Here is a 25643-nt window from a genome sequence, read left to right as displayed (position 1 = left end):
GGGCGGCTCGCTTATGCCGGGCGGTGGAGCGCGCAGAGCTTGTTGCCGGCGGGATCGCGCAGATAAGCGAGGTAGAGCGCGCCGATCGGTGATTCGCGATAGCCCGGCGCGTCCTCGCAGCTCGTGCCGCCATGGGCGACTCCCGCCGCATGCCAGGCATCGGCCTGTTCGGGCGAAGCCGCGCGGAAGCCGATCGTGCCGCCATTGGCGTGGGTCGCGGGCTCGCCGTTGATCGGGCTGGTGATCATGAACATGGCATGATCGTGCACGTAGATCACGCGCCCCTTGTCGTCGGCGAAGCCCGGCTTCGCGCCCAGGGCCCCCAGCACCGCATCGTAGAAGATCTTGGATTTCTGGATGTCGTGCGCGCCGACCATCACATGGGTAAACACTGGCTCTCCCTTCCTTGTTGCTGTCAGTAGACCACGACGGACCGGATGCTCTCGCCGGCGTGCATGAGGTCGAAGCCCTTGTTGATCTCGTCGAGCGAGAGGACGTGGGTGATCATGGGGTCGATCTCGATCTTGCCGTTCATGTACCAGTCGACGATCTTCGGCACGTCGGTGCGGCCCCTGGCGCCGCCGAAGGCCGATCCCTTCCAGACGCGGCCGGTNACGAGCTGGAAGGGCCGCGTGCCGATCTCCTTGCCGGCCTCCGCCACGCCGATGATGATCGATTCGCCCCAGCCGCGATGGCAGGCCTCCAGCGCGGTGCGCATCACCTGGGTGTTGCCGGTGCAGTCGAAGGTGTAGTCCGCGCCGCCATCGGTGAGCGCGACGAGGTGCGCCACCAGATCGCCCTCCACCTTCGCCGGATTGACGAAGTGGGTCATGCCGAAGCGGCGGCCCCATTCCTCCTTGCCGTCGTTGATGTCGACGCCGACGATCTTGTCCGCGCCCACCATCTTCGCGCCCTGGATCACGTTGAGGCCGATNCCGCCCAGGCCGAAGACGATCACGTTGGCNCCGGGCTCCACCTTCGCCGTCTTCACCACCGCGCCGACGCCCGTCGTCACCCCGCAGCCGATATAGCAGCTCTTGTCGAAGGGCGCGTCCTCGCGGATCTTGGCCACCGCGATCTCGGGCAGGACGGTGAAGTTCGAGAAGGTCGAGCAGCCCATATAATGGAAGATCGGCTGGCCCTTGTAGCTGAAGCGGGTNGTGCCGTCCGGCATCAGCCCCTTGCCCTGNGTCGCGCGGATCGCGGTGCACAGGTTGGTCTTGCCCGACAGGCAGCTTTTGCACTGGCGGCATTCGGGCGTGTAGAGCGGGATCACATGATCGCCGGGCTTCACCGAGGTNACGCCCGCGCCCACCTCGCGGACGATGCCAGCGCCTTCGTGGCCCAGCACGCTCGGGAACAGCCCCTCGCTGTCCAGCCCGTCCAGCGTATAGGCATCGGTGTGGCAGATGCCGGTCGCCATGATCTCCACCAGCACCTCGCCCGCCTCCGGACCCGCGAGATCCAGCTCCACGATTTCCAGTGGCTTCTTCGCCTCAAACGCTACCGCGGCGCGTGTCTTCATGGGTCGTCTCCGGAACTTGGTGTCCGGCGAGGCATATTGGCTCGGGCGGGCGCCCGCCACCCTCAAAACGCAGGCCCTAGCGCAAGGTCATCCGGCCGTCGGCGATGCTGACCGATCCGATGCGCGAAAGGAAGGACTGGCCGAGCAGCGATATCCGCGCGCCATCGCCGATGATCGCGCCCGGCACGGCGGCGGCATCGACATGGCCCAGCACGATCCGGTCGATCGTCACCAGCTTGCCGCGCACGTCGCCCGAGGCGCCCTTGCCGATGACGCGGAATTCGTAGGGGTTGAACGGCAGGCCGACGCGGCGGGCATCGTCCATGGTGAGAACGACGCCGCTCGCCCCGGTATCGACCAGGAAATGCACCTGCCGCCCGTTCACCAGCGCATCGGCATAATAATGGCCGTCGGCGCGACGCTCGATCACGATGCCCGGCCCTGCCGGCATCGCCGGCCGCGGCGGTTCCGGCATCCTCTGCGAAGTCGCCGCCGGTGGGGCGGCAACCTGATCCGCAACCGCCGGGGCGGCCCGCGCCGGGGGCTCGGCCGGCGGGGCCGGATCGGGCGACGGCCGATAGGGCAGCAGCCATCCCAGGGCCGCACCGGCCAGGATCGTCAAAAGCAGCGGCAACCGTCCCGACATCCGGCAGCCATTAGCGCCGCTGATCCTGCGATCCGGTTAGGATCGATAGTAAACATCCTCGGCGCAACACCATATCAGCATATGAAATGACGATGTGGATGATGAAAAGCGATATCCCAGGGTTAACCATGCCTTCGCATGAAAGCCGAATGATCTGCAAAATCCATTATTGCCGTATCTATAATAGATCATGCGAAAACTCCGGTATAGTCACGCCACCATCGATGCTGTAAGCATTGGTTGCGGTCGAACCATTAGAGCCAATCAATAGCCGGAGAGGATCAGGTCTGCCCCAGGAAGGGACGTTGCGTATGTGTATCGGGTCCGACGAGTGGTGGAACGAGAGCAGCGACAATCTGAGGGCGATCATCGAAAATGCCCCCCGGAAGATGTGGGTCGGCCGGCCCGACGGCACCGCAAAATTCTACAATCGCGAATGGCGGCGCTACACGGGCGATATCGAGACGACGCCGGATCATGGCTGGCGCGATCTGGTCCATCCCACCGATCTCCACCGGCTCCGCCGCATCGCGGCGCCCGCCATCGCCGCCGGCCAGCGTTATGACGTGGAGATGCGGCTGAAGCGCCAGCGCGACGGCGCCTATCGCTGGCACCGCGCCAGCGTCGCCCCCGTCGAGCGCGAGGGCAGGCTGATCGCCTGGGTGGGAGCGGCGGCGGATATCGACGATCGCCGCCGGGCCGAAATCGCACTGCGCGAGAGCGAGGGCAATTTCCGCCTGCTCGCCAACGTCATCCCGCAGCTCGCCTGGATGCGCGACATGCGGGACGGCACCGTGTGGTATAACGACCAGTGGAGCGAGTTCACGGGCCTTTCCGGCGATGAGATCGCCCGGTCGGGCTGGCGGGCGACCGTGCATCCCGACCAGATCGACGAGCTCAACCGGATCATCGACGATGCGCACGGCCGGCGGGAGCCGTGGGAATTCACCTGCCGGCTGCGATCGCGGGACGGCGACTATCTGTGGTTCCTGATCCGCGCCGTGCCGATATTGGAGGATGGCGCCGTCGCCGTGCGCCGCTGGTTCGCGACCGCGACCGACATCCACCGCCAATATGAGCTGCAGGAACGCCAGAAGCTGCTGACCAAGGAGGTGAGCCACCGGGTCAAGAACAGCCTGTCGCTGGTGGCGAGCATCCTCGACGTGAAGGCGCGGTCGTCCCGCAACGAGATCATCCGCGACGTGCTGCTCGATGCCCGTTCGCGGGTGCAGACGATCGCCGACGTCCACGACCATCTCTGGAAGCAGGAGGACGCCCGCGTCGCCGACCTCGGCGAATTCCTCCGCGATCTCTGCCGCAAGCTCGGCGATTCGGCGCCGCATCACAACATCGCCTTCGAAGGCTTCCGCCATATCGTCCCCGCCGAGCAGGCGATCTCGATCGGGCTGGTGGTGAACGAGCTTGTCACCAACGCGCTGAAATATGCCTATCCCGCCGATCAGGGCGGCCCGATCCGGGTGATCCTCGGCAAGGGCGACGAAGGGCATATCACGATCGAGGTGGCGGACGAGGGCGTCGGCCTGCCCGAGGATTTCGACCTTTCCCGACCGGGCCAGAGCCTGGGGATGAAGCTGATCGCCCGCACCACGAAACAGCTCAAGGCCGATGCCTCGGTCGCGCGGCTGGAAAAGGGCACCCGCTTCGCCATCCAGGTGCCGAAGACAAGCTGATCGGCGCCGCTACTTCCGGCCGAACAGCTTCTCGATATCGGCGTGGCCCAACTTGATCCAGGTCGGCCGGCCGTGGTTGCACTGGCCGGAATGGGGCGTCACCTCCATCTCGCGGAGGAGCGCGTTCATTTCCGCGACCGAAAGGATACGGCCGGCCCGCACCGACCCGTGGCAGGCCATGGTCGCCGCCACCGAATCCAGCTTTTCCTTGAGCGACAGGGCCTCGCCGAAGGCGGCAAGCTCGTCGGCGAGATCGGTGACGAGGCCCTTGGCGTCGCTGCCGCCCAGCAGCGCCGGCACGCTGCGCACCAGCACCGCCTGCGGGCCGAAGCGTTCCAGTTCCAGCCCCATTTCGGCCAGCTCGGCGATCCGGGCCTCCAGCCGGTCGCAGGCGCCTTCGTCCAGCTCCACCACCTCGGGCAGCAGCAGCGCCTGCGCCGCGACGCCGCCATCGGCCATCGCCCGGCGCATCCGTTCCAGCACCAGCCGTTCGTGCGCGGCATGCTGATCGACCAGCACCAGTCCATCGGCCGATTCCGCGACGATATAGGTGGCAGCCACCTGCCCGCGCGCCACGCCGAGCGGATAGTCCACCGCCTCGGGCGGCGGCGCGTGGGCGGGCTCGGCCCGCGCCTGGGGCTGCGGCGCGAAGGCGGGGGCATGATCCCAGACCGATCCCTGCACCGGCGGACGCGGCGCGGCCCAGCCCGCGCCGGGCGACGGCGCCGCAACCGGGCTGCCGAGCGCGCCCATCGGCTCGCTGCGCCAGGCGCCCATCGCCGCCGGGTCCGCCGATTGCGCGCTGCGGTGGCCGGCGGCGTCGAGCGCGGCGCGCAGGCCGCCGACGATCAGGCCGCGCACCAGCCCCGGATCGCGGAAGCGCACCTCCGTCTTGGCCGGATGGACGTTCACGTCCACTTCGCTGCCCGGCAGGTCGATGAACAGCGCCACCACCGGATGCCGATCGCGCGCCAGCATATCCTGATAGGCGCCGCGCAGCGCGCCCACGAGCAGCCGATCCTTCACCGGCCGGCCGTTGACGAAGAGATATTGATGATCGGCGACGCCGCGATTGAAGGTGGGCAGGCCCGCCACGCCGCGCAGCGTCACCTCGCCCCGCACATAATCGATCGCCACGCTGTTTTCGGCGAGCGCCCGATCGGTGAGCGCGGCGACGCGCGACGCGCGATCCTCGCCCGGCGGCGCCGAAAGCGCGCGGCGGCCGTCATGCTCCACCGAAAAGCCGATGTCCGGCCGCGCCATCGCCAGCCGGCGGATCGCATCCATGCAGGCGGCATATTCGGCACGGGGGGAGCGCAGGAACTTGCGCCGGGCTGGCACGCGATCGAACAGCCCTTCCATGCGGATGCGAGTGCCGGGCGGGATCGCCGCCGGCCCCTCCCCCGCCAGCGCGCCATTGTCGACGGTGCGCGACCAGCCGTCCGCCCCGCGCACCCGGCTTTCGATCGTCAGCCGCGATACGCTGGCGATGGAGGGCAGCGCCTCCCCCCGGAAGCCCAGCGTCGATACCGCCTCGATCGCATCGTCGGGCAGCTTGGAGGTGGCGTGCCGCTCCAGCGCCAGCGCGATCTCGTCCGCCGCCATGCCGCAGCCGTCGTCCGCCACCTCGATCCGCGCGAGCCCGCCGTCGGACAGGGAAATGGCGATGCGGGTGGCCCCGGCATCCACCGCATTCTCCACCAGCTCCTTCAGCGCGCTGGCGGGTCTTTCGACCACCTCGCCGGCCGCGATACGATTCACCAGATGTTCGGGAAGGCGGCGTATTGACATGGCTGCCGCTCTAGCCCAAGCGCGAGCATCCCGCGACCGGCATTTCCACCCGACCATGCACGGGGCTCAATGCACGGGCGCGATCGGCGGCGCAGCATCCACGGACAGGCGAACTGATGTCATTTACCCGGTGGTTCAAGTTCATGTCGCATGACATGGCGATCGATCTCGGAACGGCCAATACGGTCGTCTATCTGCGGGGGCGCGGAATCGTGCTCAACGAGCCATCCGTGGTCGCCATCGAAACCACCAATGGAATCAAGAAGGTGCGTGCCGTCGGCGACGACGCCAAGCTGATGATGGGCAAGACGCCGGAAAGCATGGAGGCGATTCGCCCGATGCGCGACGGCGTGATCGCCGACATCGACGTGGCCGAGCAGATGATCAAGCACTTCATCCACAAGGTGCACGGCAAGCGCCGCTTCCCGCGCTTCCCGGAAATCGTGATCTGCGTGCCTTCGGGATCGACCAAGGTGGAGCGCCGCGCGATTCGCGACGCCGCCTCCAACGCCGGCGCCAGCCAGGTGTGGCTGATCGAGGAGCCGATGGCGGCCGCGATCGGCGCCGACATGCCGGTGACCGAGCCGGTGGGATCGATGGTCGTCGATATCGGCGGCGGCACCACCGAGGTGGCGGTGCTTTCGCTGCGCGGCCTCGCCTACACCACCTCCGTCCGGGTGGGCGGCGACAAGATGGACGAGGCGATCGCCTCCTACGTCCGCCGCAACCACAACCTGCTGATCGGCGAATCGACCGCCGAGCGGATCAAGAAGGAAATGGGCGTCGCCCGTATGCCGGCCGACGGCCGCGGCGAGACGATCCACATCAAGGGCCGCGACCTGGTGAACGGCGTGCCCAAGGAAATCACGATCACCCAGAGCCAGATCGCCGAGGCGCTTTCCGAGCCGGTGCAGGCGATCGTCGAGGGCGTCCGCATCGCGCTGGAGAATACCGCGCCGGAGCTGGCCGCCGACATCGTCGACCAGGGCATCGTGCTGACGGGCGGCGGCGCGCTGCTGAACGGGCTGGACGAGGTGATCCGCGAGGAGACCGGCCTGCCCGTCACCGTCGCGGAGGACCCGCTGACCTGCGTCGCCTTGGGAACGGGCCGCGCGCTGGAGGATCCGGCGTTCCGCGGCGTGCTCCAGACCGCCTGAGCGGGCTCGGCCGGCGATGGCGCCGCCGCGCCTCAGACGCCCCGGATTCTCGCGCCGCGCGCAATATGGCCTGTTCGCCGCTTATGTGATCGCGGTGGCCGGGATCGTCGTCGCGCTGCTGCTGCTGGTTGCCGCGCGCTTCGACCCGCAGGGCTTTTCCGCCCTGCGCGCCACCGCCAATGATCTGGCCGCCCCCGCCACATCGGCCGGGCGCGGCTTGGTGGACGGCGCGACGACGATCGGCGAAGAAATCGGCGCCTATTGGCGCGCCGGCACCCAGAATGCCGAGCTGCGGCGCGAGATCGAGGCATCGCGCGCCAAGCTGGTGGAAGCCCGCGCCATCGATTTCGAGAATCGCCGGCTCAAGCGGCTGCTCAACCTCGTCGGCGACAAGCGCGAGACGGTGGCGGTGGTCCGCGTGATCGGATCGTCCGCCAGCAGCACCCGCCGGCTGGTGACGCTGAGCGCCGGCCGCACGGCGGGCGTGGAGCCGGGCCAGCCGATCCGATCCGCCGAAGGGCTGATCGGCCGGGTGGTGGAAGCGGGCCAGATATCCTCCCGCGCGCTGCTGATCACCGACGGCAGCAGCGTGGTGCCGGTGCAGATCATCCGCAGCGGCGTCGCCGCGCTCGCCACCGGCCAGGGCGACGGATCGATCGAGCTTAGGTCGCTGATTGCCGGCGCATCGCCCTTCCGCCGGGGCGACGTGGTGATGACGACGGGCGCGGGCGGCATCTATCCCGCCGGCATCCCGGTGGCGGTGGTGACGAAGGTGACGCGCGATGCCGCGCGGGCCATGCCGCTGGCCGATCCCGCCCGCCTCGATTTCGCGATGGTGCTGCGCCCCCTCCAGTCCGATCTGCCGCCGCCGCCCCCGGCGCCCACCGGCCCGTGAACGGATCGCGCCCCCGCGTCGTCGGCATGGACGATGACGATATCGTCCTGCTGCCGCGCCGCGCCCGCTGGGTGCCGATCGCCACGGTGCTGGCGGGGTCGCTGGTCACGCTGCTGCCGATCGTCGCCGATTGGCCGCTGCTGCCGCCCTTCGGCCTGCTGATGCTGCTCGGCTGGCGGCTGCTCCGTCCGGAGATGTGGCCGAGCTGGATCGCGCTGCCGCTGGGGCTGTTCGACGATCTGTTCAGCGGCCAGCCGCTCGGTTCCGCCATGGCGCTCTGGACCATCGTGTTCGTGGCGTTCGACATGATGGACAATCGCGCGGTGTGGCGCGATTACTGGATGGACTGGCTGACGGCGGCGGCGGCGATCATCTTCTGCCTGGCGGGCGGCGTCGGCCTTGTCGCATTCACCACCGGCGGAGGCCATTTGCTCGCGATCGTGCCGCAGACGATCATCACCATCCTTCTTTTCCCGGCTGCCATGCGCCTGTGCGCGGCGCTGGACCGCTGGCGGCTCCGGTGAAGCGCGGCCGCCGCATCGTCACCGAACAGCAGCAGCTCCTCACCTTCACCCGGCGGGCGATGGTGCTGGGGGGCGCGCAGATCGGCATCGGCGCGATACTCGCCGCGCGGATGGGCTGGCTTTCGATCGCGGAGAACGAACGCTATCGCCTGATGGCGGAGGATAATCGCGTCCAGCTCATCCTCATCCCCCCCCGGCGTGGCTGGATCATCGACCGCAACGGCCAGCCGATCGCGATCAACCGCACCGATTTCCGCGTGGACATCATCCCCGACCAGCTGAAGGACGAGGAGCGCGTGCTCGCCGAACTCGCCCGCCTGCTCGCCCTGCCGGAGGAGGAGGTGGACCGCATCCGCGAGGACCTGAAGGACGCCGCCGGCTTCCGCCCCGTGCAGGTGGCCGAGAAGATCGATTACGAGCATTTCGCCGCCGTCAGCGTCCGCCAGAGCGAGCTGCCGGGCGTGGCGCCCGCGCGCGGCTATACCCGTTATTATCCGGCCGGCGCCGCCGTCGGCCACCTCGTCGGCTATGTCGGCGCGGCCTCCGCCAAGGATTATGAGAAGAACAGGGACCCCTTGCTGATCGCGCCGGGCTTCAAGATCGGCAAGGAGGGGCTGGAAAAGGTGATGGAGCCGGTGCTGCGCGGCAAGCCCGGCGCCCGGCGCAGCGAGGTGACGGCGCGCGGCAAGCTGGTCCGCGATCTCGATACCCGGTCGGACGTGGCGGGCGGCACGCTGCGCCTGTCGATCGACGCGGGGCTGCAGACCTATGCGTCGCGGCGCATCGGCACCAACAGCGGATCGGTGGTGGTGGTCGATTGCCATACCGGCGACCTGTTGTGCATGGCCTCCATGCCGTCCTACGATCCCAACAGCTTTTCCGACGGCATCAGCCATTCCGAATATGCGATGCTGAACGCCAACGATCACCTGCCGCTGCTCAACAAGACGCTGCAGGGTCTCTATCCTCCCGGATCGACGGTGAAGCCGGCGGTGGCGCTGGCCTTGCTGCGCGCCGGGCAGCGGCCGGAGGAATCGGTGGTGTGCACGGGCGCCTACCGGCTCGGCAACCGCCTGTTCCACTGCCACAAGCGCGGCGGCCACGGCCATGTCGACATGCGCCGCGCCATCCACCAGAGCTGCGACGTCTTCTTCTACCATTATTCCCAGACGATCGGCATCGATGCCATCGCCACGATGATGCGCCAGCTGGGCCTGGGGGAGGAATTCCCCCTGCCCGTCGCCTCGCAGCGTTACGGCACCGTGCCGGATACCGCGTGGAAGCAGCGCCGCTACAAGACCGGCTGGAACACCTATGACACGGTGAACGCCACGATCGGGCAGGGCTATATGCTGTCCAACCCGCTCCAGCTCGCCATCATGTCCGCGCGGATCGCATCGGGCCGGGCGCTGATGCCGCGCCTGCTCGCCCGCAGCCCGCTGAAGGGCGGCGAGGCGCTGGACGTGGACCCCGAACATCTCGCCTTCATCCGATCGGCGATGAGCGACGTGGTGAACGGCCCCGGCACCGCCGGCCGGTCGCGCCTGCCGATCGCCAACGTGCAGATGGCTGGCAAGACGGGCACCGCCCAGGTCCGCAACATCACCGCCGCCGAGCGCGCGCGCGGCGGCAAGTTCGGCGGCGAGGGCGTGCCGTGGAAATATCGCGACCACGCCTTGTTCATCGGCTTCGCGCCCGTGGAAAATCCGCGCTACGCCGCCGCCGTGGTGATCGAACATGGCATCGGCGGATCGGCCGTGGCCGCCCCCATCGCGCGCGACGTGATGACCTATCTCTATGATCCGGCGAAGGCGCTGGCGACGCTGGAGAAGATGGAGGAAGGCTGGGGCGGCGATATCGAGACGCGCATGGCCCGCGAAGCCGCCGAATGGGCCAATCGCGAGAAGCCGGCGCCCGCGGCTCCGCCCGCCCCGGCGCCGGCGTCCGCCGCATCGAACGCCGCCGCCCCTGCGCCGGCCGCGAACAACGGAGCGGCCGCGCCCGCCGCCGACGCCGTCGGCAACGAACCGGTCGAGACGGACTGATGCGCGATCCGCTCGTCCCGGCCCCGCTCGCCATGCTGCCGTGGCGGCTGATCGCCACGGTGATCGCCATCGGCGGCTTCGGCCTCGTCGTCCTCTATTCGGCCGCCGGCGGCAGCCTGAAGCCTTGGGCGCTTTCCCAGGGGATCCGTTTCTGCGCCTTCCTGTTCGGCGCGATCCTGCTGTCCCGCGTGCGCGAGGACCAGATCAAGGCGGCCGCCTTCCCGGCCTATGCGATCATCGTCGCGGCGCTGGTGATCGTGGAGATATTCGGCTTCGTCGGCGGCGGCAGCCAGCGATGGCTCGACCTCGGCTTCATCCGCCTCCAGCCGTCGGAGCTGATGAAGCCGGCGATCGTGCTGGTGCTCGCGCGCTTCTACGATCTGCTGCCGGCGGGCGAGATACGCCGCTTCAGCGCGATCTGGCCGGCCGCCGCGCTGATTGGCGTTCCCTTCGCGCTGGTGCTCGTCCAGCCCGATCTCGGCACCGCCACGATGATCCTGGCGGGCGGCGTGGTCGTGACCTTCCTCGCCGGGCTGCCGCTGCGCCTCTATATCGGCGCGGGCGCGGCCTTCCTGGCGGCGCTGCCGATCATCTTCTTCTCGCTCCACGAATATCAGCGCAACCGCGTGCTGATCTTCCTCGATCCCGAAAGCGATCCGCTCGGCACCGGCTATCATATCAGCCAGTCGAAGATCGCGATCGGATCGGGCGGCATCTTCGGCAAGGGTTTCCTGAACGGCACCCAGAGCCATCTCGATTACCTGCCCGAAGGCCATACCGACTTCGTCTTCGCGACGATGGCGGAGGAATGGGGGCTGGCCGGCGGGCTGTTCATCATCGTCGCCTTCCTGCTGGTGGTGAACTGGGGCGTCCGCGTGGCGCTCCGCGCGCGCAGCCGCTTCGGCCGGTTGGCGGCCGGCGGCCTTTCGATGACGATCTTCTTCTACGTCGCCATCAACCTTTCGATGGTGATGGGCCTCGCCCCCGTCGTGGGCATCCCGCTGCCGCTGGTCTCCTTCGGCGGATCGGCGGTGATGACGGTGATGCTCTGCCTGGGCCTGCTGATGGCGATCGACCGCGCCGAAAAGGCCGGCCGCTAAGACAATCGCCACCCCCGCCCGAGGCCCCGACCACCCCACGCCTGCGGCAATGCAAAAAAATCTGCCAAAGGGTGTTTACAAGGCGCCCGCCCTGGGGCAAAGGGCGCGCCTCGCTTCGAGACATTCAGTCTCCAACGGGATGGACGCATAGCTCAGTTGGTAGAGCAGCTGACTCTTAATCAGCGGGTCCTAGGTTCGAGCCCTAGTGCGTCCACCATTTTTCAATAACGTAGATACGACAGCGGCGTGCTGCCTAATCGTGGGGTCCCATTGGGGTCCCAGACTCGTTCGTCGCCTTCACGCATCGACCGAGTGACAACCCGCGCGGTCGTCAGTCGGGCGAATAGTAGATCGCGTCCAGCATGGCGACGCGCCCATCCCATATCTCGGCTTCCTCCCCGGTCGGTCGATCAATGTTGTACCAAGTTGAAGCCCGGACCGGCTCTACGACCCGTTCCCAGTAGTTTTCGAGGTCGAGCGTCGACGGCGAAAATGCCAGAGCCTGCGCTAACCCCGCCTTGTTTGGTTTGCTTACGCACACGAATGTGTCCGGCCGCTTCATTGCTAGAAGTCTCGTTGCTGTCGGGACGCCGCCGGTCCGATGCGACCGCTCGAATGCTCGCAAAAAGTATCCGCAGAACCTCTCGTATTGCGCGCACGTAACGTCGCCATGTCTCGGGATACTGTCAACCGCACGGGTAAGCCAACCGTCTTGCTCCGCGATGCGATTCGCAAAATCTCCCATGCCTTTCATTGAGCCGAACCAACCCCAGTCATGATCATCCAATCCAGAAGCTCGCTTCTGCGCTTCGCCGATTACCCCGGCGATCGCCTTCCATTCGTTCGCTGAAAGCTCAGCGAACGACCCCACGGTTGCGAAAAGGCGCTGACAGGTGCGGAGGAGACCCAGTCTCTTATCTAGTTCGTGATAGCGGCTGGATCGGACAGCGCTTAGGTAGGTGTCCCATTCCATCTCGACCAAGGGTGACGTGAATTGTCGCCACGCGGCGGCCTCACTCGGCATCACCGGATTTTTGGGCTTTCTGAGCGCTTTCGCCGCATCGAACTGCAATCTGTAGCTTTTCGCCATCGCAGCGGTGACTGACCTCCGGAGCGGGCGATATGTTTCAAGGCATGCCCGCACCTGCTTAAATACGGGGGAATCGACGTGCCCCTTCAAATGAATGCAGGCCTCCCAGTTCTTGCCCAACCCGCCCACGTTGAAATTGGAGCTTCCGACAATTGCTTCGGCATTGTCCCCTGATCGGAAGTAATGGAGCTTCGGGTGAAACGTCGCGCTGCCACCATCCGCGATAAAAGCGTTCTTCGTCCCCACCAGACGCTCAATAAGATTGGGGTCGGTCTGACAGAACGAAATACCGATCGTTACCGAGCTAAACTTGTGGGCATTTTGAAGCAGCCGATCGGCAACAGGACCATTGTAACCCCATGCCACGGCCACATGTATTTCGTCGTGTTTGTCGATTAACCTTTTGAGCCGCTTAGAAACTTCTGGCGCATCCAGTAGCTCAACATCCATCCCCCCCTCCTCCGATCACATGGGCAAAAGCGGCAGACCCAGCTCTTTCAAAAACTCGTTGTGCTGTGCGGTCGTTGCCTTCACCCGCTTGTCGATCTCGACCAGCGAGGCGTGGACGGCTGCAAGGTCAATCTCCGCCTCGGCCTCCGCCGTGCTGACATACCGGCTGATGTTGAGGTTGTAGCCGTTTTTCTCGTCAGCGATTTCTGACATAGGCACGCGACGGGAATAGCGCGGCTCTTCGTTCCGGTGCTGATAGGTGGAGACGATCTTGGCGATATGGTCCGGGGTCAGCCGGTTTTGCCGCTTGCCGCGTTCGAAATGCTCGGCAGCGTTGATGAACAGTACGTCATCCGGCTTTTTGCATTTTTTGAGCACAAGAATGCAGACAGGGATGCCGGTCGAGTAAAAAAGGTTGGCAGGCAGCCCGATCACCGTGTCGATATGCCCGTCCTTGAGCAGCTTCGTGCGGATACGCTCCTCCGCCCCACCACGGAACAGGACGCCGTGCGGCAGGATAATCGCCATCACACCGTCATCCTTGAGGAAATGAAAACCGTGGAGCAGGAAGGCAAAATCGGCGGCCGATTTTGGCGCAAGGCCATAATTTTTGAAGCGCACATCGTCGGCCATCGCGTCCGACGGGTCCCAGCGATAGCTGAACGGGGGGTTGGCAACGACCGCGTCGAAACGCGGCACTTTCGCCGGGTTCGTCTCGCGCAACATGGGCCACTCATTGGTGAGCGTATCGCCGTGGAAAATCTCGAACTCGCTGTCCTTCACCCCGTGCAGTAGCATGTTCATGCGCGCTAAGTTATAGGTGGTGATGTTCTTTTCTTGCCCGTAGATTTTGCCGATGCCGCGCGGCCCCATCTGGTTGCGGACGTTGAGGATCAGCGAGCCGGAACCGCAGGCAAAGTCGAGCAGGCTGTCGATATGGCCGCGCTTGCCCTGCGTTGGATCCTGGCTATCGAGCGCCACGATTTCTGACAGAATGTCGGAGACGAATTGCGGCGTGTAGAACTCCCCCGCCTTCTTCCCACCGCCGGCCGCAAACTGGCCGATCAGATATTCATAGGCATCGCCCAGCGTGTCGCTGGTCGCCGAAAACTCCTTCAGCCCCTTGGCGATTTCGGTGATGATCTTGCACAGTTTTTCATTGCGATCCGGCAATGATCTGCCGAGTTTCTCGGACGATAGGTTGATCTCGGAGAACAGCCCTTTGAACGTGTTCGTAAAGGCCTCATCCTCAATAAACTTCATCCCCTTTTGCAGGGTATCGAGCAGGTCGCCATCCTGCACGCGGGCCATTTCGACGATGCTGGTCCACAGGTAAGGCGGCTGGATGACATAATGGACCTTGCGGCGCATCTGCCGCTCAAATTCTTCGGTGTCCTCAGGGTTGGCCGCATACCAGACCGAGAGCGGCGCGCGCTTATCATCCGCGCCGAGCGAAGGATAATCCGGCCCCAGCTCCTTCGCCGCGGCCGCCTCATAATTATCGGAGAGGTAGCGCAGGAACAGGAATGCCAACATGTAATCGCGGAAATCGTCCGCGTTCATCGCCCCGCGCAGTTGGTCGGCGATGTTCCACAGGGTCTGGCCCAGCTTTTTATGTTCTTGTTCGGTCATGCTGCGTCTGCCTGCTGGGTGTCTTCGAAGATTTCAGGGTTGAAGGTGTACTGCGCGCGGAGGTTGGCGAGGATGCGGCGAAACGCCTCCTTGTTCTCCGGCACCATCTCGACGGGTTCGTAGAGCGAATAATTGCCGTGGTTCATGATGTTGAGCAGGCGGCCATAAACAACGCCATCGGGATCGTCGTCCTCGCGCCGGATCAGCGCGGTGAACCCCTTGAACCCGTGAAAGCTTGATGTCTTTTCGAGCACCGCGCGCAGCATGTTGAAGTGATAGGTATAGAGTTCACCGCTATCGGCCGCCTTCTGCAGCTCGCTCAGGATGGCGACATGGTGGAAGAACGGCGTATCGCCCGTTTCGCGGACTAGATAGCGGCCGTCAGCCGCCTTGGTCAGGAACAGCTTCCGCGCCTTCCCGAACTCGTTGCAAAGCACGTTGAAGAACAGCGGATGATGCGTCGAAAGCACGGTCTTGAGCTTGTTGTCCTCCCGCTTCAGCATCTCGGAAAGGTGGCAGGCGACCTTGATCGCATTATGCTCATCGAGTGAGGAGATGGGATCATCGATGTAAAGGCAGCGCACCCATTCATAAGGGTTGCCCTCCTCGGCATCGATCGCGACATGGGCGATGGCGAGGAAAAAGCACCAGATGAAGATGTTTTCCTCGCCGCGCGAAACCTTGATGTTGTCGCGCGTGACAGGAACGATATTGCCCTCATCGTCTGTGCCCTGCTCTTCCCGCGAGAACGTCACCACCCAGTCAGTGGTATCGATACGGAAATCAAAATCGGCATAGCGCACGAGCAGGGGGCGGATGCGGTTGTCCATTTCGAGTTGTTCCAGCCCGGCGAAGAAGCGCGAATTGGCGTTCAGCCGCAGCTTGCGGTCGGTATCACCGTCAAGGTCGTTATCCCATGAAAACAGGTCTTCGGTGAAGGCGTTGAAATACAGCGTGTCGCGCGCGTCGCCCTGTTTCCCGATGTCCTTGAATTCCATCGACAGCCGCGTCTTACCCGTGCCGTTATACGCGTAGAGCAGTATGCATTTCTTGGTGTCGAGCACCTCGCGCAGATGCACGGCGAGCGCGGGCAAATCGGCGTGGGGGGCGGCTGGCGTCATGCGGCCACCTCACAGGGTAACGCGAAGAGCTGCTGCATTAACCCGAATTTGTGGGTTTTGAGGGCTTTGACCCTGTCGAATTGTGCCTCGATTCCACGATCGCAATCGCTGAAGCAACTGGCGATCCTCTCTTGCTCCGCCATGCTCGGCAGCAAAACGACGGACCTGCGAAGTTCATCCATATTAATCTTGCAGGGCACTGCGTTTAAAAGCGACCGCTGCGCAAGTTCGGCCTGATATCTTTCAGACTGGAAAAAGGCGTGCATATAACCAGAATTAAAACCGGAAGACTGTTTGACGACTGCCAGCGTCACGTAAATACTGAAATCACCTTCCCAGTCGATGATTTTAGAGTAGCCGATTTTTCCGATCCGAGTGATGAGCAGATCCCCAATTTCAGGTTTGTTTTTGGCAGTGGCCAAATCGTGATCGGCCTGTGATATGAACCTATTCGCGGCCCCACTGACAAGATTCTCCACGCTGTAGAACGGAACGCCTTCGTCAACATATGTCGGCGTTTGGTGCGTGCCGTCGAAGATTGCGGGCGATATCTGCGCTAAGGTTCGCTCCTCCCACTCCCCTGCATGCCGAAATTCTGGAAAGCGTAGGCGGGGGGTGGTTTCAGCGGGGATTTTCTCGCCGTTTTCGATGCGTTCGGGGCGCGGGAAGAGCTGTTGCAATAGCCCTTGCTTATATGCGCGCAGCGCCACCAGCCGATCCCTCTCCGCCGCGATCAAATCATCAAGCGTAGACAGGCAGTCCGATATCTTATGCTGCTCAGCTATTTTGGGCGGCAGCGGAATTTTGACGCCGTAGAAGTCGTCTGTTCTAATGTTCAGCAAGCCGTTGCTGCGTGCTCCACTCGTGATGAATCTGCGCAGCTGTCGACCATGCACATTCTGGTCAAACAGTGCTTGAAAATACGTCGGATGATAATCTTCACGCAGTCGAAAGCAAATAAACGCGCTTGATGCTGCCGCTTCTTCAAATTCCTTTAGCTGGCAAACCCAGCCCTGCGGATAGGAAAGTGAATTGCCCTTGTTATAGGCGAAATCACCCTGCCGCAGATATGTGTAGTTCCGATACTGAACGCCCGAGATATCTCGACCAAACTTCGAGGCTTGCGAAACGAAGCCGCGCCCTGCGGTGATGCTAACCGGAGTCAACTTCGCGCTACCGACTTTCTCATTGATGGGTTCACAAACGTCGCGCAGGGGTGTTGGCACCCACCCCCCCGCATCACGAAACTCCGGAAACCGCAGCTTTGGCACAAGCACTTGTGCAGCCTCCCCCTCGTCCGTCACTGCGTGCGCGCTATCACTGCTCATAAACACTCAACCCTGAAATCTCGCGGCCCTCCGCCAGCCGGTGGAGCAACGGGGTGAGCGCCTCCATCAACGCCAGTTCCTTTTGCGTCCGCGTTTTCCAGCCGAGGCCGAGCGGAGCCATCAGGTCGCTCAGCGCGTCGCCATCGAAAATGCGGCGCCGGATAATTTCGTCGACAAAGGCTTGCAGCGCCGCGACCTCCAGCCCGTGCGCTGTCGCAATCGCAGTCAGCTCGGCCGCCTTTTTCTCCGCCTTGAACGCTTCATATCCGGCTTTGATGTCCTTTTCCTCCAGCGGCTGAGCGACCGGAAGGCCGCGAATGTACTCGGCGATATCGTCGCGCTCGTCGATGAACTTGGCATCTGCCTGAATGATGCCGATCAGCTGCTCGCGGTTCATCGTCCGCTTGCCTGCCGGGGCCTGCGTCGTCTTTGCGATCAAGCTCATGATATAGTCGTAGTCGATCACTGCTGAGGCAAAGAGCACGAATTCGAAATCGAGCTGGTCGACCTCCGGCACGGCCTCGCCGCCCTGCCGCTGCTGCGCCGCGCGCAGTCGCTGTGCGGTTTCAAGGTAAGCACTGCGAAATCCTTGCAGCGTTTGGGGCGGCACGGTCTTGGCGATCTCCGTCTTCTGTTCTTCCTCCAGATCGGTATATTGATCGAGCTGGGTTTTCAGCCGCTGCACGCCCTTGAACAGCTCGATGAACTGTCCTCTAGCGGCATCGCCCTTCAGGTTCGCTACTTCGTCCGGGCGGGCTTCCAGCCCCTGTGACACCATGAAATCATCGAGCCGCTTCACCGCGTCGGTCAGGCTGGCGATCACCTTGGGCGCGGGATCGACCAACCAAATGGTGGCGGGGGCATCGACGCTCTCACCTGAGAACAGCGCAATCGCCTCTTCGACGTTGCCTTGCTGCGACCGGAAATCGAGAATGTTGCCATAAGGTTTGCTATCGTTGAGCACGCGGTTGGTGCGCGAAAACGCCTGAATCAGGCCGTGGTGCTTCAGGTTCTTGTCGACATAGAGCGTATTCAGGAATTTAGAGTCGAAACCGGTGAGCAGCATATCGACGACGATGGTGACATCGATCTTCTGCACGTGCGGCAGATCGCCATTGGGCCATTGCTGATCCTTGATGCGCTTTTGCACGTCTTGATAATATTGGTCGAATTCGCCGATGCGGTGATTAGTTCCATATTGCGCGTTGTAATCGTCGATGATCGCCCGCAGCGCTTTCTTCTTGGTATCGGGATCAACCTTGTTGTCTTCCAGCTCCTGCAGCAGGTCCTCCTGCAACTGGCGCACGTCGGGGTTTCCTTCCGCCGGTGGAGAGAAAACGCAGGCGATGTTGAGCGGGCGGAAGTCCGGATTGGCGGCGGCGCGGGCCGCCTGGATGGCTTTGAACTTCTCCCAATATTCAATCGCCTCGTTGATCGAGGCGGTGGCGAGGATCGCGTTGAATTTCCGGTCGGCAGTGGCGGCATCATGCTTGGCAAGGATGGTCTCGATGACCTTCTCCTTTTTCAGCCCCTCGCCCGGCTTGGGCAGCTTGTCCCCCTCCGCCTTATAATAGTCGATGTGGAAGCGGAGGACGTTTTGGTCCTCGATTGCATGGGTGATCGTGTATTCGTGCAGGCTGCGCTCAAATAAGGTCTCAGTGGTGCGCAGGCTGGCGTGTTCGCCCTCGACCTGTTCGTAGCGTGCATTCTTCTCGAATATCGGCGTGCCGGTGAATCCGAATAGCTGCGCGCGCGGGAAGAATTCCTTGATTGCATCGTGGTTCTTGCCGAACTGGGAGCGGTGGCATTCGTCGAAGATGAAAGCGATGCGCTTGTCAGCCAACGGCTGCAGGCGGGCCTTGTAGTTGCGCTTGTTGCCGCCATCGAGCGCGAGGCCGAGCTTCTGGATCGTGGTGACGATCACCTTGTCGGCGTAATCGTCGGACAGCAGGCGGCGGACCAGTGTTTCGGTGTTCGTATTTTCCTCAACGCAGCCCGCCTGAAAGCGGTTGAACTCCTCGCGCGTCTGCCGGTCGAGATCCTTGCGGTCGACGACGAACAGGCATTTTTCGATGTCTGGATTGTCCTTGAGCAGTGTCGAGGCCTTAAACGATGTCAGCGTCTTACCGCTGCCGGTGGTGTGCCAGACATAGCCGTTGCCGATGTTCTGCTGGATGCACTCGACAATCGCCTTCACCGCGTAAATCTGGTAGGGTCGCATCATCAGCAGTTTCTGCTCGCTAGCGACGGCGACCATGTAGCGGCTGATCATCTGACCCAGCGTGCATTTGGCCAGGAACTTGTCCGCGAACTCATCGAGGCGGCCGATCTTGCGGTTATCCTCCGCCGCGAACTGGTAGATCGGAAGGAAGCGCTCATCGGCATTGAAGCTGAAGTGCTCTTCGTTGTTATTGGCGAAATACCAAGTCTCGGTGCGGTTGCTGACGATGAACAGCTGTATGAAGCAGAGCAGCGTGCGGCTATATCCGTTGCCCTGTTGAGATTTGTATTCGACGATCTGCTGCATCGCCCGGCGCGGGCTGACGGAATGGGCCTTGAGCTCGATCTGCACAACCGGCATGCCGTTGATCAGCAAGATCACGTCATAGCGGTGGTGGCTATTGTCGGTGTTGATCCGTAGCTGGTTGACGACCTCGAAGCTGTTTTTGCACCAGTCTCGGATATTGACGAGCGTGTAGTTGAGCGGCGTGCCATCGTCGCGCTCAATCGTGTCACGCTCGCGCAGCGACTTCGCGGCAGCGAAGACGTCTGCGGTAACAATCTTTTCTAAAAGGCGTGTAAACTCACTATCCGACAACGTGACACGGTTGAGCTCTTCAAACTTCTTTCGAAAGTTCCTCTCGAGCCCGAAGCGATCCTGAATGTCTGGACGATATTCGTATTTAAGCTCTTGGAGCTTCGAAATGAGATCGCGTTCGATCTGCGCTTCAGCTCCGGTCATAGCCGAGCACCCGCGTCACCCACGGGCAGAAGGCTGATAGGCGCAGGACCACGCATGTGCAGTTTCACGACGCATGCCCCTTCTCTGACGAGAAGGAATCCGGCCCACCAGCCCTGACCCATTCATCGACTTCCGAGATTTGGAATTTCCAAAGCCTCCCAACCCGATGGGCGGGCAGATTTCGCTGCTCACGCCAGCGGTATACTGTGTCTTTCACGACACCAAGGTGATGCGCCACCTGTTCGGCGGTCACCCACGGCTCTGGTTCCACAGCTAGCCCCCATCCGCCAGAATCGGCTTGAGCAGGCTACCGTCGTCTAGAGTCGATCACAAGCGGCTTCTACGCCGGTAGCAAAAGCTGCAACTCCTCCGATGCCGGAGCTTTCTTGATCGCGATGCCTCGAACCTTCGCGATGTCGCTGACCACCTGCGTGATGTGATGCGTCGTGTTTAGCTGCCGCCATGTGGTCGAGTTGCCCGGTCCTGCTGTCGGGTTCTTCGCTCCGCTTGCGATGAAGCTATCGGCGCTCGAAAAGCCCTCTCCGGCAAAATCGCCGCTGTCGACGATCGCCTTGTAGACACCGTGCATCCGCTGCGCGTCCTTGCCCTCCTTAACCGCGCGCTGGACACGCCACGCGCCGGGCGTCGCGTAACGGATATGGCGGATGGCGGGAGCGCCTCCACCTCCGAAGGCCATCTTGGCGCAATCGGCGGCATAGTCACCGAAAATCATATACTCGGCCGTCGTCGGATCGAACCGCACCGCTTCGCGCCACGCCAGCCATTCGTTGCGCGTCCAGATTTCGGCAGTGCCGTCCTTAGCCGGATTCACTTCGGGATAATGCGTGCCCTGAAAGATGATGTGCCGCCACGCGCCAATTTCCTGCAAGGTTTCAAGCGCACCGCTGATGATCGGGGCGGCTATCATCGGGTCCGACAACTCGGCACCGGCAAAGTCAGCTACCACAGCACAATCGGCCGGGTTTAGCCCCAACGATGACAGGATGTTTAAGAGAGTGGCGCGCAACTCCGCCCCAACCAATTCATCCGAGGAAACGCAGATAGCAAACTTGAGCGGGGACTGTCCGGGGATGGATGCCCGGAAAGCCGAGACTTCTGCGCTACCCAAGTCTGAGAGCTGGGCGATGGGGATAGCAATCACACCAGCGGCCCACGCTCGCTGAAACATACTCGGCAACCATGCCGCCAGACGATCCCGGCCATATTCGTCAATGATGTAGGTGGCGTCGATGAGCGCAGGGCGATCCCGCCAATGCGCCGCCAGTGCCACGCTGATGTCTGGCATCTCGGCCATCTCGATCAGAAGTGGCTCTGCGTCGTTCCGCTCCTTCTTCGGGGGAACGATAAAGCGCGGCAGGACGCTATCCGCCACGTCATGCGCAAGCTGGCGGACGCCTTCCAACTCTCCAGCCTTCATCCGAAGGGCGCTGCAATAGACCGGCCTATATGACGGGTTCATCGTTCACCTCGATTGTTTTGCTGAGGAGCTGCTTTCGAACACGGCCCCGCCCAATCTTGTCAGAGAATATCTTGTAGTTCTGCCTCTCCATACGCAAGCGGCCGAATATGATCGCAGGCGCTATCCCCAACTGTTTCGCCAAGCGTTCTATTGGCTCCGCAGTCTTAGCGATGCGTGCTGGCGATTTGCTCCAAACCGCATCGGGAATGAGCATGTTTTGGGCAAAGCGATTCGCTTCTTCTTCCATCTCGTCGATTTCGAGATGCTCAAAGTCATCGAAGAAGCCGGAAGCCAATCCCGTTCGATAGTGCAAGATAACGTGCCCCATCTCGTGCATCAGCGTGAACCAAAAATTGTCCAAGGTATCGAGCCGGAGCGTCAGGCCGATCACTGGATGCTCATCAATCAGGAACGCAGCACCATCGACACGCATTCCGGCGATCTGCGGCTCGATGACCAGCAAGATGCCTTGCTCGGCAAGCATCTCCTTCGCACGTACGGGGCCATCGTCGAACACACTCAGCTTAACCAGTTCACTGAGCCACGACATATTGAGTGGCCGATATTTAGGCTTCTTCCGCTGAATCAGGCGGAGCGCGCTCCGCGTGACTTGTGCCTTCCACGCCAGCAGAAACCAATCTTTCGACAGATCGTGGACGTTCAATCCCGTTCGCAACAGCGAGGGCGTCCCATATTCGCCGACATGCTCCGCGACGGTGCGGCGAAGTTGGCTGATACCATTGTCGTCGGACTGGTCGGCTTTATCCAGCCAACCGTTCTCGCGTGCGTGCTTCAACACCTTTTGAAGCTCGCTCGACGACATCTCATAAGATGGAAGCCACGGCTCTTGTAGGGGCTGGTCTATGTGGGCCGTGAGCTTGATACCAAGCGTGCGCGCAACGCGCTGGAGGCCGGATAGACTGATGCTACGGTAACGCTCCGCCTCGTATCGCTGGACCTGTTGCTCGGGGAGGAACAGCCGGCGGGCTAGCTCTTTCTGCTTCCAGCCCTTTGCCACCCTAGCAGCGACGAGTAACGCGCCCAGATCGTTGCCCGCACGAGCTTTCAGGCCGGTCACATCCCCGCCTTGTGCTGTCCGATATGCTTCGAGGCTTTCAATTAGCCCTTGCCGTTCCGCGACCAAAGAACGCCGAATGGCATCCAATATCTCAGGCGGTAAACCATCGACAATTTGCTGTAGCACCTGATCGGAAGAAAGTGCCTCACCGATCTGGTCGATGAGCGCACAGACTTCGCGCTCTTGGCGTTCGTTAGTGATTAGCGCAGCCCCGGGCATAAAACCGCAAATTAAACATCATATCTGATGTGTCAAGTCGGCTCCACGCAGCGAGCTAAGGCGCTACCGCTTTGTTTGTCGCCAGCGATTGAACCACCTCGTCCAGCTTTGGCTCGGTGACCATTCTTCGCCGTCGCGCTTGATCCGAACGACCTCCAGCCGATTAAAACCGGTGCGGACGCCTTCGATCGTCACGGAGCAATCGAGATATCGCGAGAAGCGACGGCTCGGTTCGAGTTCCCATTCTCCGCCTTCATGGACGGCGATGAAGAACCGATAGCCCGGTCGCTGCGCAATGATGCCTCGCACCGTGTGAAGTGAGCCTAGCGGCATGGGACCATCCGTTGATGCATTTACCACCTCCCTCTGTAGTCGATCAGTGACATCGATAAGAAAGTGGCGGCGGTCTGGCAAAGTGAATTGTCACCGATTGTCTGTAGACTGATTGGCTACATCACGGTCCATGTCGCAGCGATGGATATTCGGGAGCGCCTTGCGAGAAATCTGCGCCTGTTGCGGCAGGAAAAAGGATGGTCGCAGGAAGTCTTCGCGGACGAGGCGGGATTGCACCGAACCTATATCAGCGACCTTGAGCGCGGAGCTCGCAACCCAACGATTACTGTGGTGGACAAGCTGGCCACGGCCTTGGGCGTGACGCCGGGGCGGCTGCTCGATTAGCTGTATAGCCGGGCTGCATAGCCGGGGTTCCGCCTGATCTTCGCCAGACTATTTCGTATAATGGCCAGCATCAACGACACAGAGAGGCCATCATGGGCGGCATCAACTCCGGACGGCGGCGCAGCGTCTATCGCGGGGCCGTTGAGCAATATCCTGCCATCGACCTTCGCGTGTTGAAGCGCGCAGGGCTGCTTCGCCCCGGCGAATGCACGTATGACACATTGCGCTGGCGAAATCAGGCTCCAGAGGCGCTCAGCGTGCGAATTTTCATCAACCTGAGCGACACCGGCGATGCATCAATGCGCATTATCGATCCCTTGGGTGCTGGCACCATCAGTCAACGCGTGGCGATCGAATGCATCCCCTGCCCCTATGGTGGCGTCCGCTGCTATCTCCTCTGCCCGATCGATGGCAGGCGATGCGAACAGCTATTCCTCGTCGATGGCATGTTCGCGTCTCGCAAAGCCCACCGGCTGGCCTACGCAGTGCAGAGCGATGATGAATTGTCCCGCGCCCAACGCAAGGCGAGCAAGCTACAGAGACAGGTCGAGGGCGATGCCCGCTATGCGCGTCCTCGTGGGCGCAACCGATGGGCCATGGTACAGCGCCTCAAAGCCGCGAAGATCGACGCGCGAATGATCTACCGCGAACGGCTGCGCGGATTGGTCAACGATATCTCATAATTCGTTGCTTGGCGGTCTGATGCCCAGCGGATACCCAGCATGTTCGGTAGGTAGCGCCAAGACCCGCAAAACCGCGATCCGCGCCCACCATATAGCCTCATATCCAATCAGCGGGTCCTGACGGATTTCTGCCGTTTTCGATCTCTGCGCATTTCGTGGAATCGGTGTCAATCGACCCGAAAGCCGCTGAATTCCGCGACCTATGCTCCCAAGCCTTCGATGGGACCCCAGTGGTACCCGCGATGACTAAACAACCCGCTCTGCCCCATCATCGCGTCCGACCTCGGTTGGGCTGGTGTCGGCGATATTCAGGGATGACGGCGAAGGCCGCCTCGATGCGCTGCGGGTCGATGCCGTATTCTCGAACCATGATGCGCTTGAGCCAATCCAGCGCGGCGGTCAATTCGTCTACCGATTGCTCGGCCCAGTCATGCCAGCACGCGCCGTGCGTCATAGCGAACAAGCGTTCGCCAGAATCGAGAAATTTGAAAACAGCTACGTCGCCAGCAGCCGCGTCGCCATCGCTACGACGCAGGAATGCCGGTTGCCATGCGATCACCGCCGATCGAATTGGTATGTCTTTAGTTGAACAATAGTCCTTCATGCATCCGAATCTAAGCGTATGGGATGAAGAGAAAACTTGATGCTTCCGGGATTTTTCCTGACTTCAAGCAGCTCTCGATCTTAATGGGGTGATGGTCAACGAAAGGAGACCATCATGTCCGACGACCAACCACTCGACCGCACCCACCTGTTATCGCACGCTCAGGCGTTGTTCCCCGACACCACGATCAATGTGGTCTACGATCCCAACGAAATCATCCACATCGATGTGAACGGGCGTCGCTACACCTTCGAAATCGGAAGCGATGACGATGAATATGTATTCACCGATGGTTTGACGACCTTTACGATCCCGATCATGGATTGCGACGAAGATTTCTAGGATTTCTCCTGACACGCCTTCCGCGCCTATCTTATTGGAAATGTCGGTCCTAATCAAAAAGGAGATGACCGACATGACCACAACCAACATCGCGAAGCCCACAGCCCCGATCGTCGAAGCCGGTAAGGCAGACGGTCACAAGCCCGAAGTCGTCACGCTGGAGCAGCTCGCCCGCGAAATGAAGGTCCCGCCGCGCGATGCTCGAATGCTGCTTCGGCTGGCTGCCAAACAGACACGGCAATACCCGAACCTCGGCAAGGAGCATGTCGCGCGGCAACCTTGGCAATGGACCAATGGCTCGAAAGCGCTCGGCGAAGCAAGGAAGGCGCTGGCGGCTGCACCCGAATGAAAGCCTAAAAGAGCGCAATATCGACGTATGCGCGAATATTGCGCTCTTTATCATCCTTGCCGCCACATCGCACCAGGGCCACGACCGCTTTTGACGTTTGCGATGACCTTCGCATCGTCGATCGTGCGAGCCGAATAACCTGCCGCCATCAGCCGGTCTAAGAGCCCGATCGGAAATTAAGTTGAGTGGTATCAGCAGGTTAGCTTGACGGCTGAGCCTGTCGTTGATTCAGGGGTTTCGCCAAAAACTGCCG

The 25643-nt window shown here is 62.2% G+C and carries 24 protein-coding genes and 1 tRNA gene; 11 read left to right on the top strand and 14 right to left on the bottom strand.

Annotation, left to right across the window (positions count from 1 at the left end):
- Positions 1-11 precede the first annotated feature (11 nt).
- The 3 genes from BHE75_RS02485 to BHE75_RS02475 all read right to left on the bottom strand — a co-directional run bounded on the left by BHE75_RS02485 (position 12) and on the right by BHE75_RS02475 (position 2171).
- Positions 12-392 (bottom strand): VOC family protein, encoded by a 381-nt coding sequence (locus BHE75_RS02485; RefSeq protein ID WP_070932151.1) that lies wholly within the window; start codon positions 390-392, stop codon positions 12-14.
- 23 nt (positions 393-415) lie between these two features.
- Complete coding sequence (locus tag BHE75_RS02480) at positions 416-1525, bottom strand: S-(hydroxymethyl)glutathione dehydrogenase/class III alcohol dehydrogenase (protein WP_070932149.1); 1110 nt, start codon at positions 1523-1525, stop codon at positions 416-418.
- A 76-nt stretch (positions 1526-1601) separates the two neighbouring features.
- Positions 1602-2171: a retropepsin-like aspartic protease family protein gene (locus tag BHE75_RS02475; RefSeq protein WP_254684341.1), complete on the bottom strand. Its 570-nt coding sequence runs from the start codon at positions 2169-2171 to the stop codon at positions 1602-1604.
- Between the two features lie 311 nt (positions 2172-2482).
- Here BHE75_RS02475 and BHE75_RS02470 point away from each other — a divergent pair, with 311 nt between their 5' ends.
- On the top strand, positions 2483-3862 hold the full coding sequence (locus BHE75_RS02470; protein WP_015459219.1) for a sensor histidine kinase: 1380 nt from the start codon (positions 2483-2485) through the stop codon (positions 3860-3862).
- Positions 3863-3871: 9 nt separating this feature from the next.
- Here the strand turns inward: BHE75_RS02470 and mutL are convergent, their stop codons facing one another.
- On the bottom strand, positions 3872-5653 hold the full coding sequence (gene mutL, locus BHE75_RS02465; protein WP_070932145.1) for a DNA mismatch repair endonuclease MutL: 1782 nt from the start codon (positions 5651-5653) through the stop codon (positions 3872-3874).
- Positions 5654-5769: 116 nt separating this feature from the next.
- Between mutL and BHE75_RS02460 the strand changes: the two genes are divergently transcribed.
- The 6 genes from BHE75_RS02460 (at position 5770) to BHE75_RS02435 (ending at position 11591) form a co-directional block, all read left to right on the top strand.
- On the top strand, positions 5770-6810 hold the full coding sequence (locus BHE75_RS02460; protein WP_015459217.1) for a rod shape-determining protein: 1041 nt from the start codon (positions 5770-5772) through the stop codon (positions 6808-6810).
- Positions 6811-6826: 16 nt separating this feature from the next.
- Positions 6827-7705 (top strand): rod shape-determining protein MreC, encoded by an 879-nt coding sequence (gene mreC / locus BHE75_RS02455; protein WP_015459216.1) that lies wholly within the window; start codon positions 6827-6829, stop codon positions 7703-7705.
- Between the two features lie 26 nt (positions 7706-7731).
- Positions 7732-8229: a rod shape-determining protein MreD gene (locus tag BHE75_RS02450; protein WP_070935396.1), complete on the top strand. Its 498-nt coding sequence runs from the start codon at positions 7732-7734 to the stop codon at positions 8227-8229.
- Complete coding sequence (mrdA, locus tag BHE75_RS02445; protein WP_084653427.1) at positions 8226-10274, top strand: penicillin-binding protein 2; 2049 nt, start codon at positions 8226-8228, stop codon at positions 10272-10274. Before BHE75_RS02450 ends, mrdA begins: the two co-directional genes overlap by 4 nt.
- Complete coding sequence (gene rodA / locus BHE75_RS02440) at positions 10274-11374, top strand: rod shape-determining protein RodA (protein ID WP_015459213.1); 1101 nt, start codon at positions 10274-10276, stop codon at positions 11372-11374. Before mrdA ends, rodA begins: the two co-directional genes overlap by 1 nt.
- 141 nt (positions 11375-11515) lie before the next feature.
- Positions 11516-11591, top strand: a tRNA-Lys gene (locus tag BHE75_RS02435).
- A 114-nt stretch (positions 11592-11705) separates the two neighbouring features.
- Here BHE75_RS02435 and BHE75_RS02430 read toward each other — a convergent pair.
- The 9 genes from BHE75_RS02430 to BHE75_RS02395 all read right to left on the bottom strand — a co-directional run bounded on the left by BHE75_RS02430 (position 11706) and on the right by BHE75_RS02395 (position 23067).
- Positions 11706-12914: a phospholipase D family protein gene (locus BHE75_RS02430; RefSeq protein WP_070932143.1), complete on the bottom strand. Its 1209-nt coding sequence runs from the start codon at positions 12912-12914 to the stop codon at positions 11706-11708.
- Positions 12915-12929: 15 nt separating this feature from the next.
- Positions 12930-14546: a type I restriction-modification system subunit M gene (locus tag BHE75_RS02425; RefSeq protein ID WP_070932141.1), complete on the bottom strand. Its 1617-nt coding sequence runs from the start codon at positions 14544-14546 to the stop codon at positions 12930-12932.
- Positions 14543-15667, bottom strand: a complete 1125-nt coding sequence (locus BHE75_RS02420) for an anticodon nuclease (RefSeq protein ID WP_070932139.1) — start codon at positions 15665-15667, stop codon at positions 14543-14545. Before BHE75_RS02420 ends, BHE75_RS02425 begins: the two co-directional genes overlap by 4 nt.
- Positions 15664-16995, bottom strand: a complete 1332-nt coding sequence (locus BHE75_RS23015) for a restriction endonuclease subunit S (protein ID WP_084652848.1) — start codon at positions 16993-16995, stop codon at positions 15664-15666. Before BHE75_RS23015 ends, BHE75_RS02420 begins: the two co-directional genes overlap by 4 nt.
- Positions 16985-19957, bottom strand: a complete 2973-nt coding sequence (locus BHE75_RS02410) for a type I restriction endonuclease subunit R (protein WP_070932135.1) — start codon at positions 19955-19957, stop codon at positions 16985-16987. The genes BHE75_RS23015 and BHE75_RS02410 overlap by 11 nt, the downstream gene beginning before the upstream one ends.
- 64 nt (positions 19958-20021) lie before the next feature.
- A complete protein-coding gene (locus BHE75_RS23010; protein WP_302622696.1) occupies positions 20022-20210 on the bottom strand; it encodes a helix-turn-helix domain-containing protein in 189 nt (62 codons plus the stop codon).
- Between the two features lie 87 nt (positions 20211-20297).
- The gene (locus BHE75_RS02405; RefSeq protein WP_070932133.1) at positions 20298-21437 is read right to left on the bottom strand and encodes a beta family protein; all 1140 of its coding nucleotides are present in this window, start codon (positions 21435-21437) and stop codon (positions 20298-20300) included.
- On the bottom strand, positions 21421-22734 hold the full coding sequence (locus BHE75_RS02400) for an XRE family transcriptional regulator (RefSeq protein WP_070932131.1): 1314 nt from the start codon (positions 22732-22734) through the stop codon (positions 21421-21423). Before BHE75_RS02400 ends, BHE75_RS02405 begins: the two co-directional genes overlap by 17 nt.
- A 63-nt stretch (positions 22735-22797) precedes the next feature.
- Entirely contained in the window at positions 22798-23067 is a 270-nt protein-coding gene (locus tag BHE75_RS02395) for a DUF5818 domain-containing protein (RefSeq protein WP_139181610.1), read from the bottom strand.
- A 63-nt stretch (positions 23068-23130) separates the two neighbouring features.
- Here BHE75_RS02395 and BHE75_RS02390 point away from each other — a divergent pair, with 63 nt between their 5' ends.
- Positions 23131-23412 carry a helix-turn-helix domain-containing protein gene (locus BHE75_RS02390; protein WP_084652846.1) on the top strand — a complete coding sequence of 94 codons (282 nt, stop codon included), beginning with the start codon at positions 23131-23133 and terminating at the stop codon, positions 23410-23412.
- Between the two features lie 92 nt (positions 23413-23504).
- A complete protein-coding gene (locus BHE75_RS02385) occupies positions 23505-24095 on the top strand; it encodes a hypothetical protein (protein ID WP_070932125.1) in 591 nt (196 codons plus the stop codon).
- 268 nt (positions 24096-24363) lie between these two features.
- Here the strand turns inward: BHE75_RS02385 and BHE75_RS23860 are convergent, their stop codons facing one another.
- On the bottom strand, positions 24364-24699 hold the full coding sequence (locus tag BHE75_RS23860) for a hypothetical protein (protein ID WP_139181609.1): 336 nt from the start codon (positions 24697-24699) through the stop codon (positions 24364-24366).
- A 114-nt stretch (positions 24700-24813) separates the two neighbouring features.
- On the opposite strand from BHE75_RS23860, the gene BHE75_RS02375 reads away from it, so the two are divergent.
- Positions 24814-25041 (top strand): hypothetical protein, encoded by a 228-nt coding sequence (locus BHE75_RS02375; protein ID WP_070932121.1) that lies wholly within the window; start codon positions 24814-24816, stop codon positions 25039-25041.
- A 73-nt stretch (positions 25042-25114) separates the two neighbouring features.
- Positions 25115-25390, top strand: coding sequence for a hypothetical protein (locus tag BHE75_RS02370; RefSeq protein WP_254684340.1), 276 nt, complete (start codon positions 25115-25117; stop codon positions 25388-25390).
- Positions 25391-25643: the final 253 nt, after the last annotated feature.

Origin of the sequence: Edaphosphingomonas haloaromaticamans, from assembly GCF_001853345.1 — a bacterium.
Lineage (GTDB): Bacteria > Pseudomonadota > Alphaproteobacteria > Sphingomonadales > Sphingomonadaceae > Sphingomonas_E > Sphingomonas_E fennica.
The sequence above is the reverse complement of the archived record's forward strand: the minus strand, read 5'-3'. Positions and strand labels throughout refer to the sequence as shown.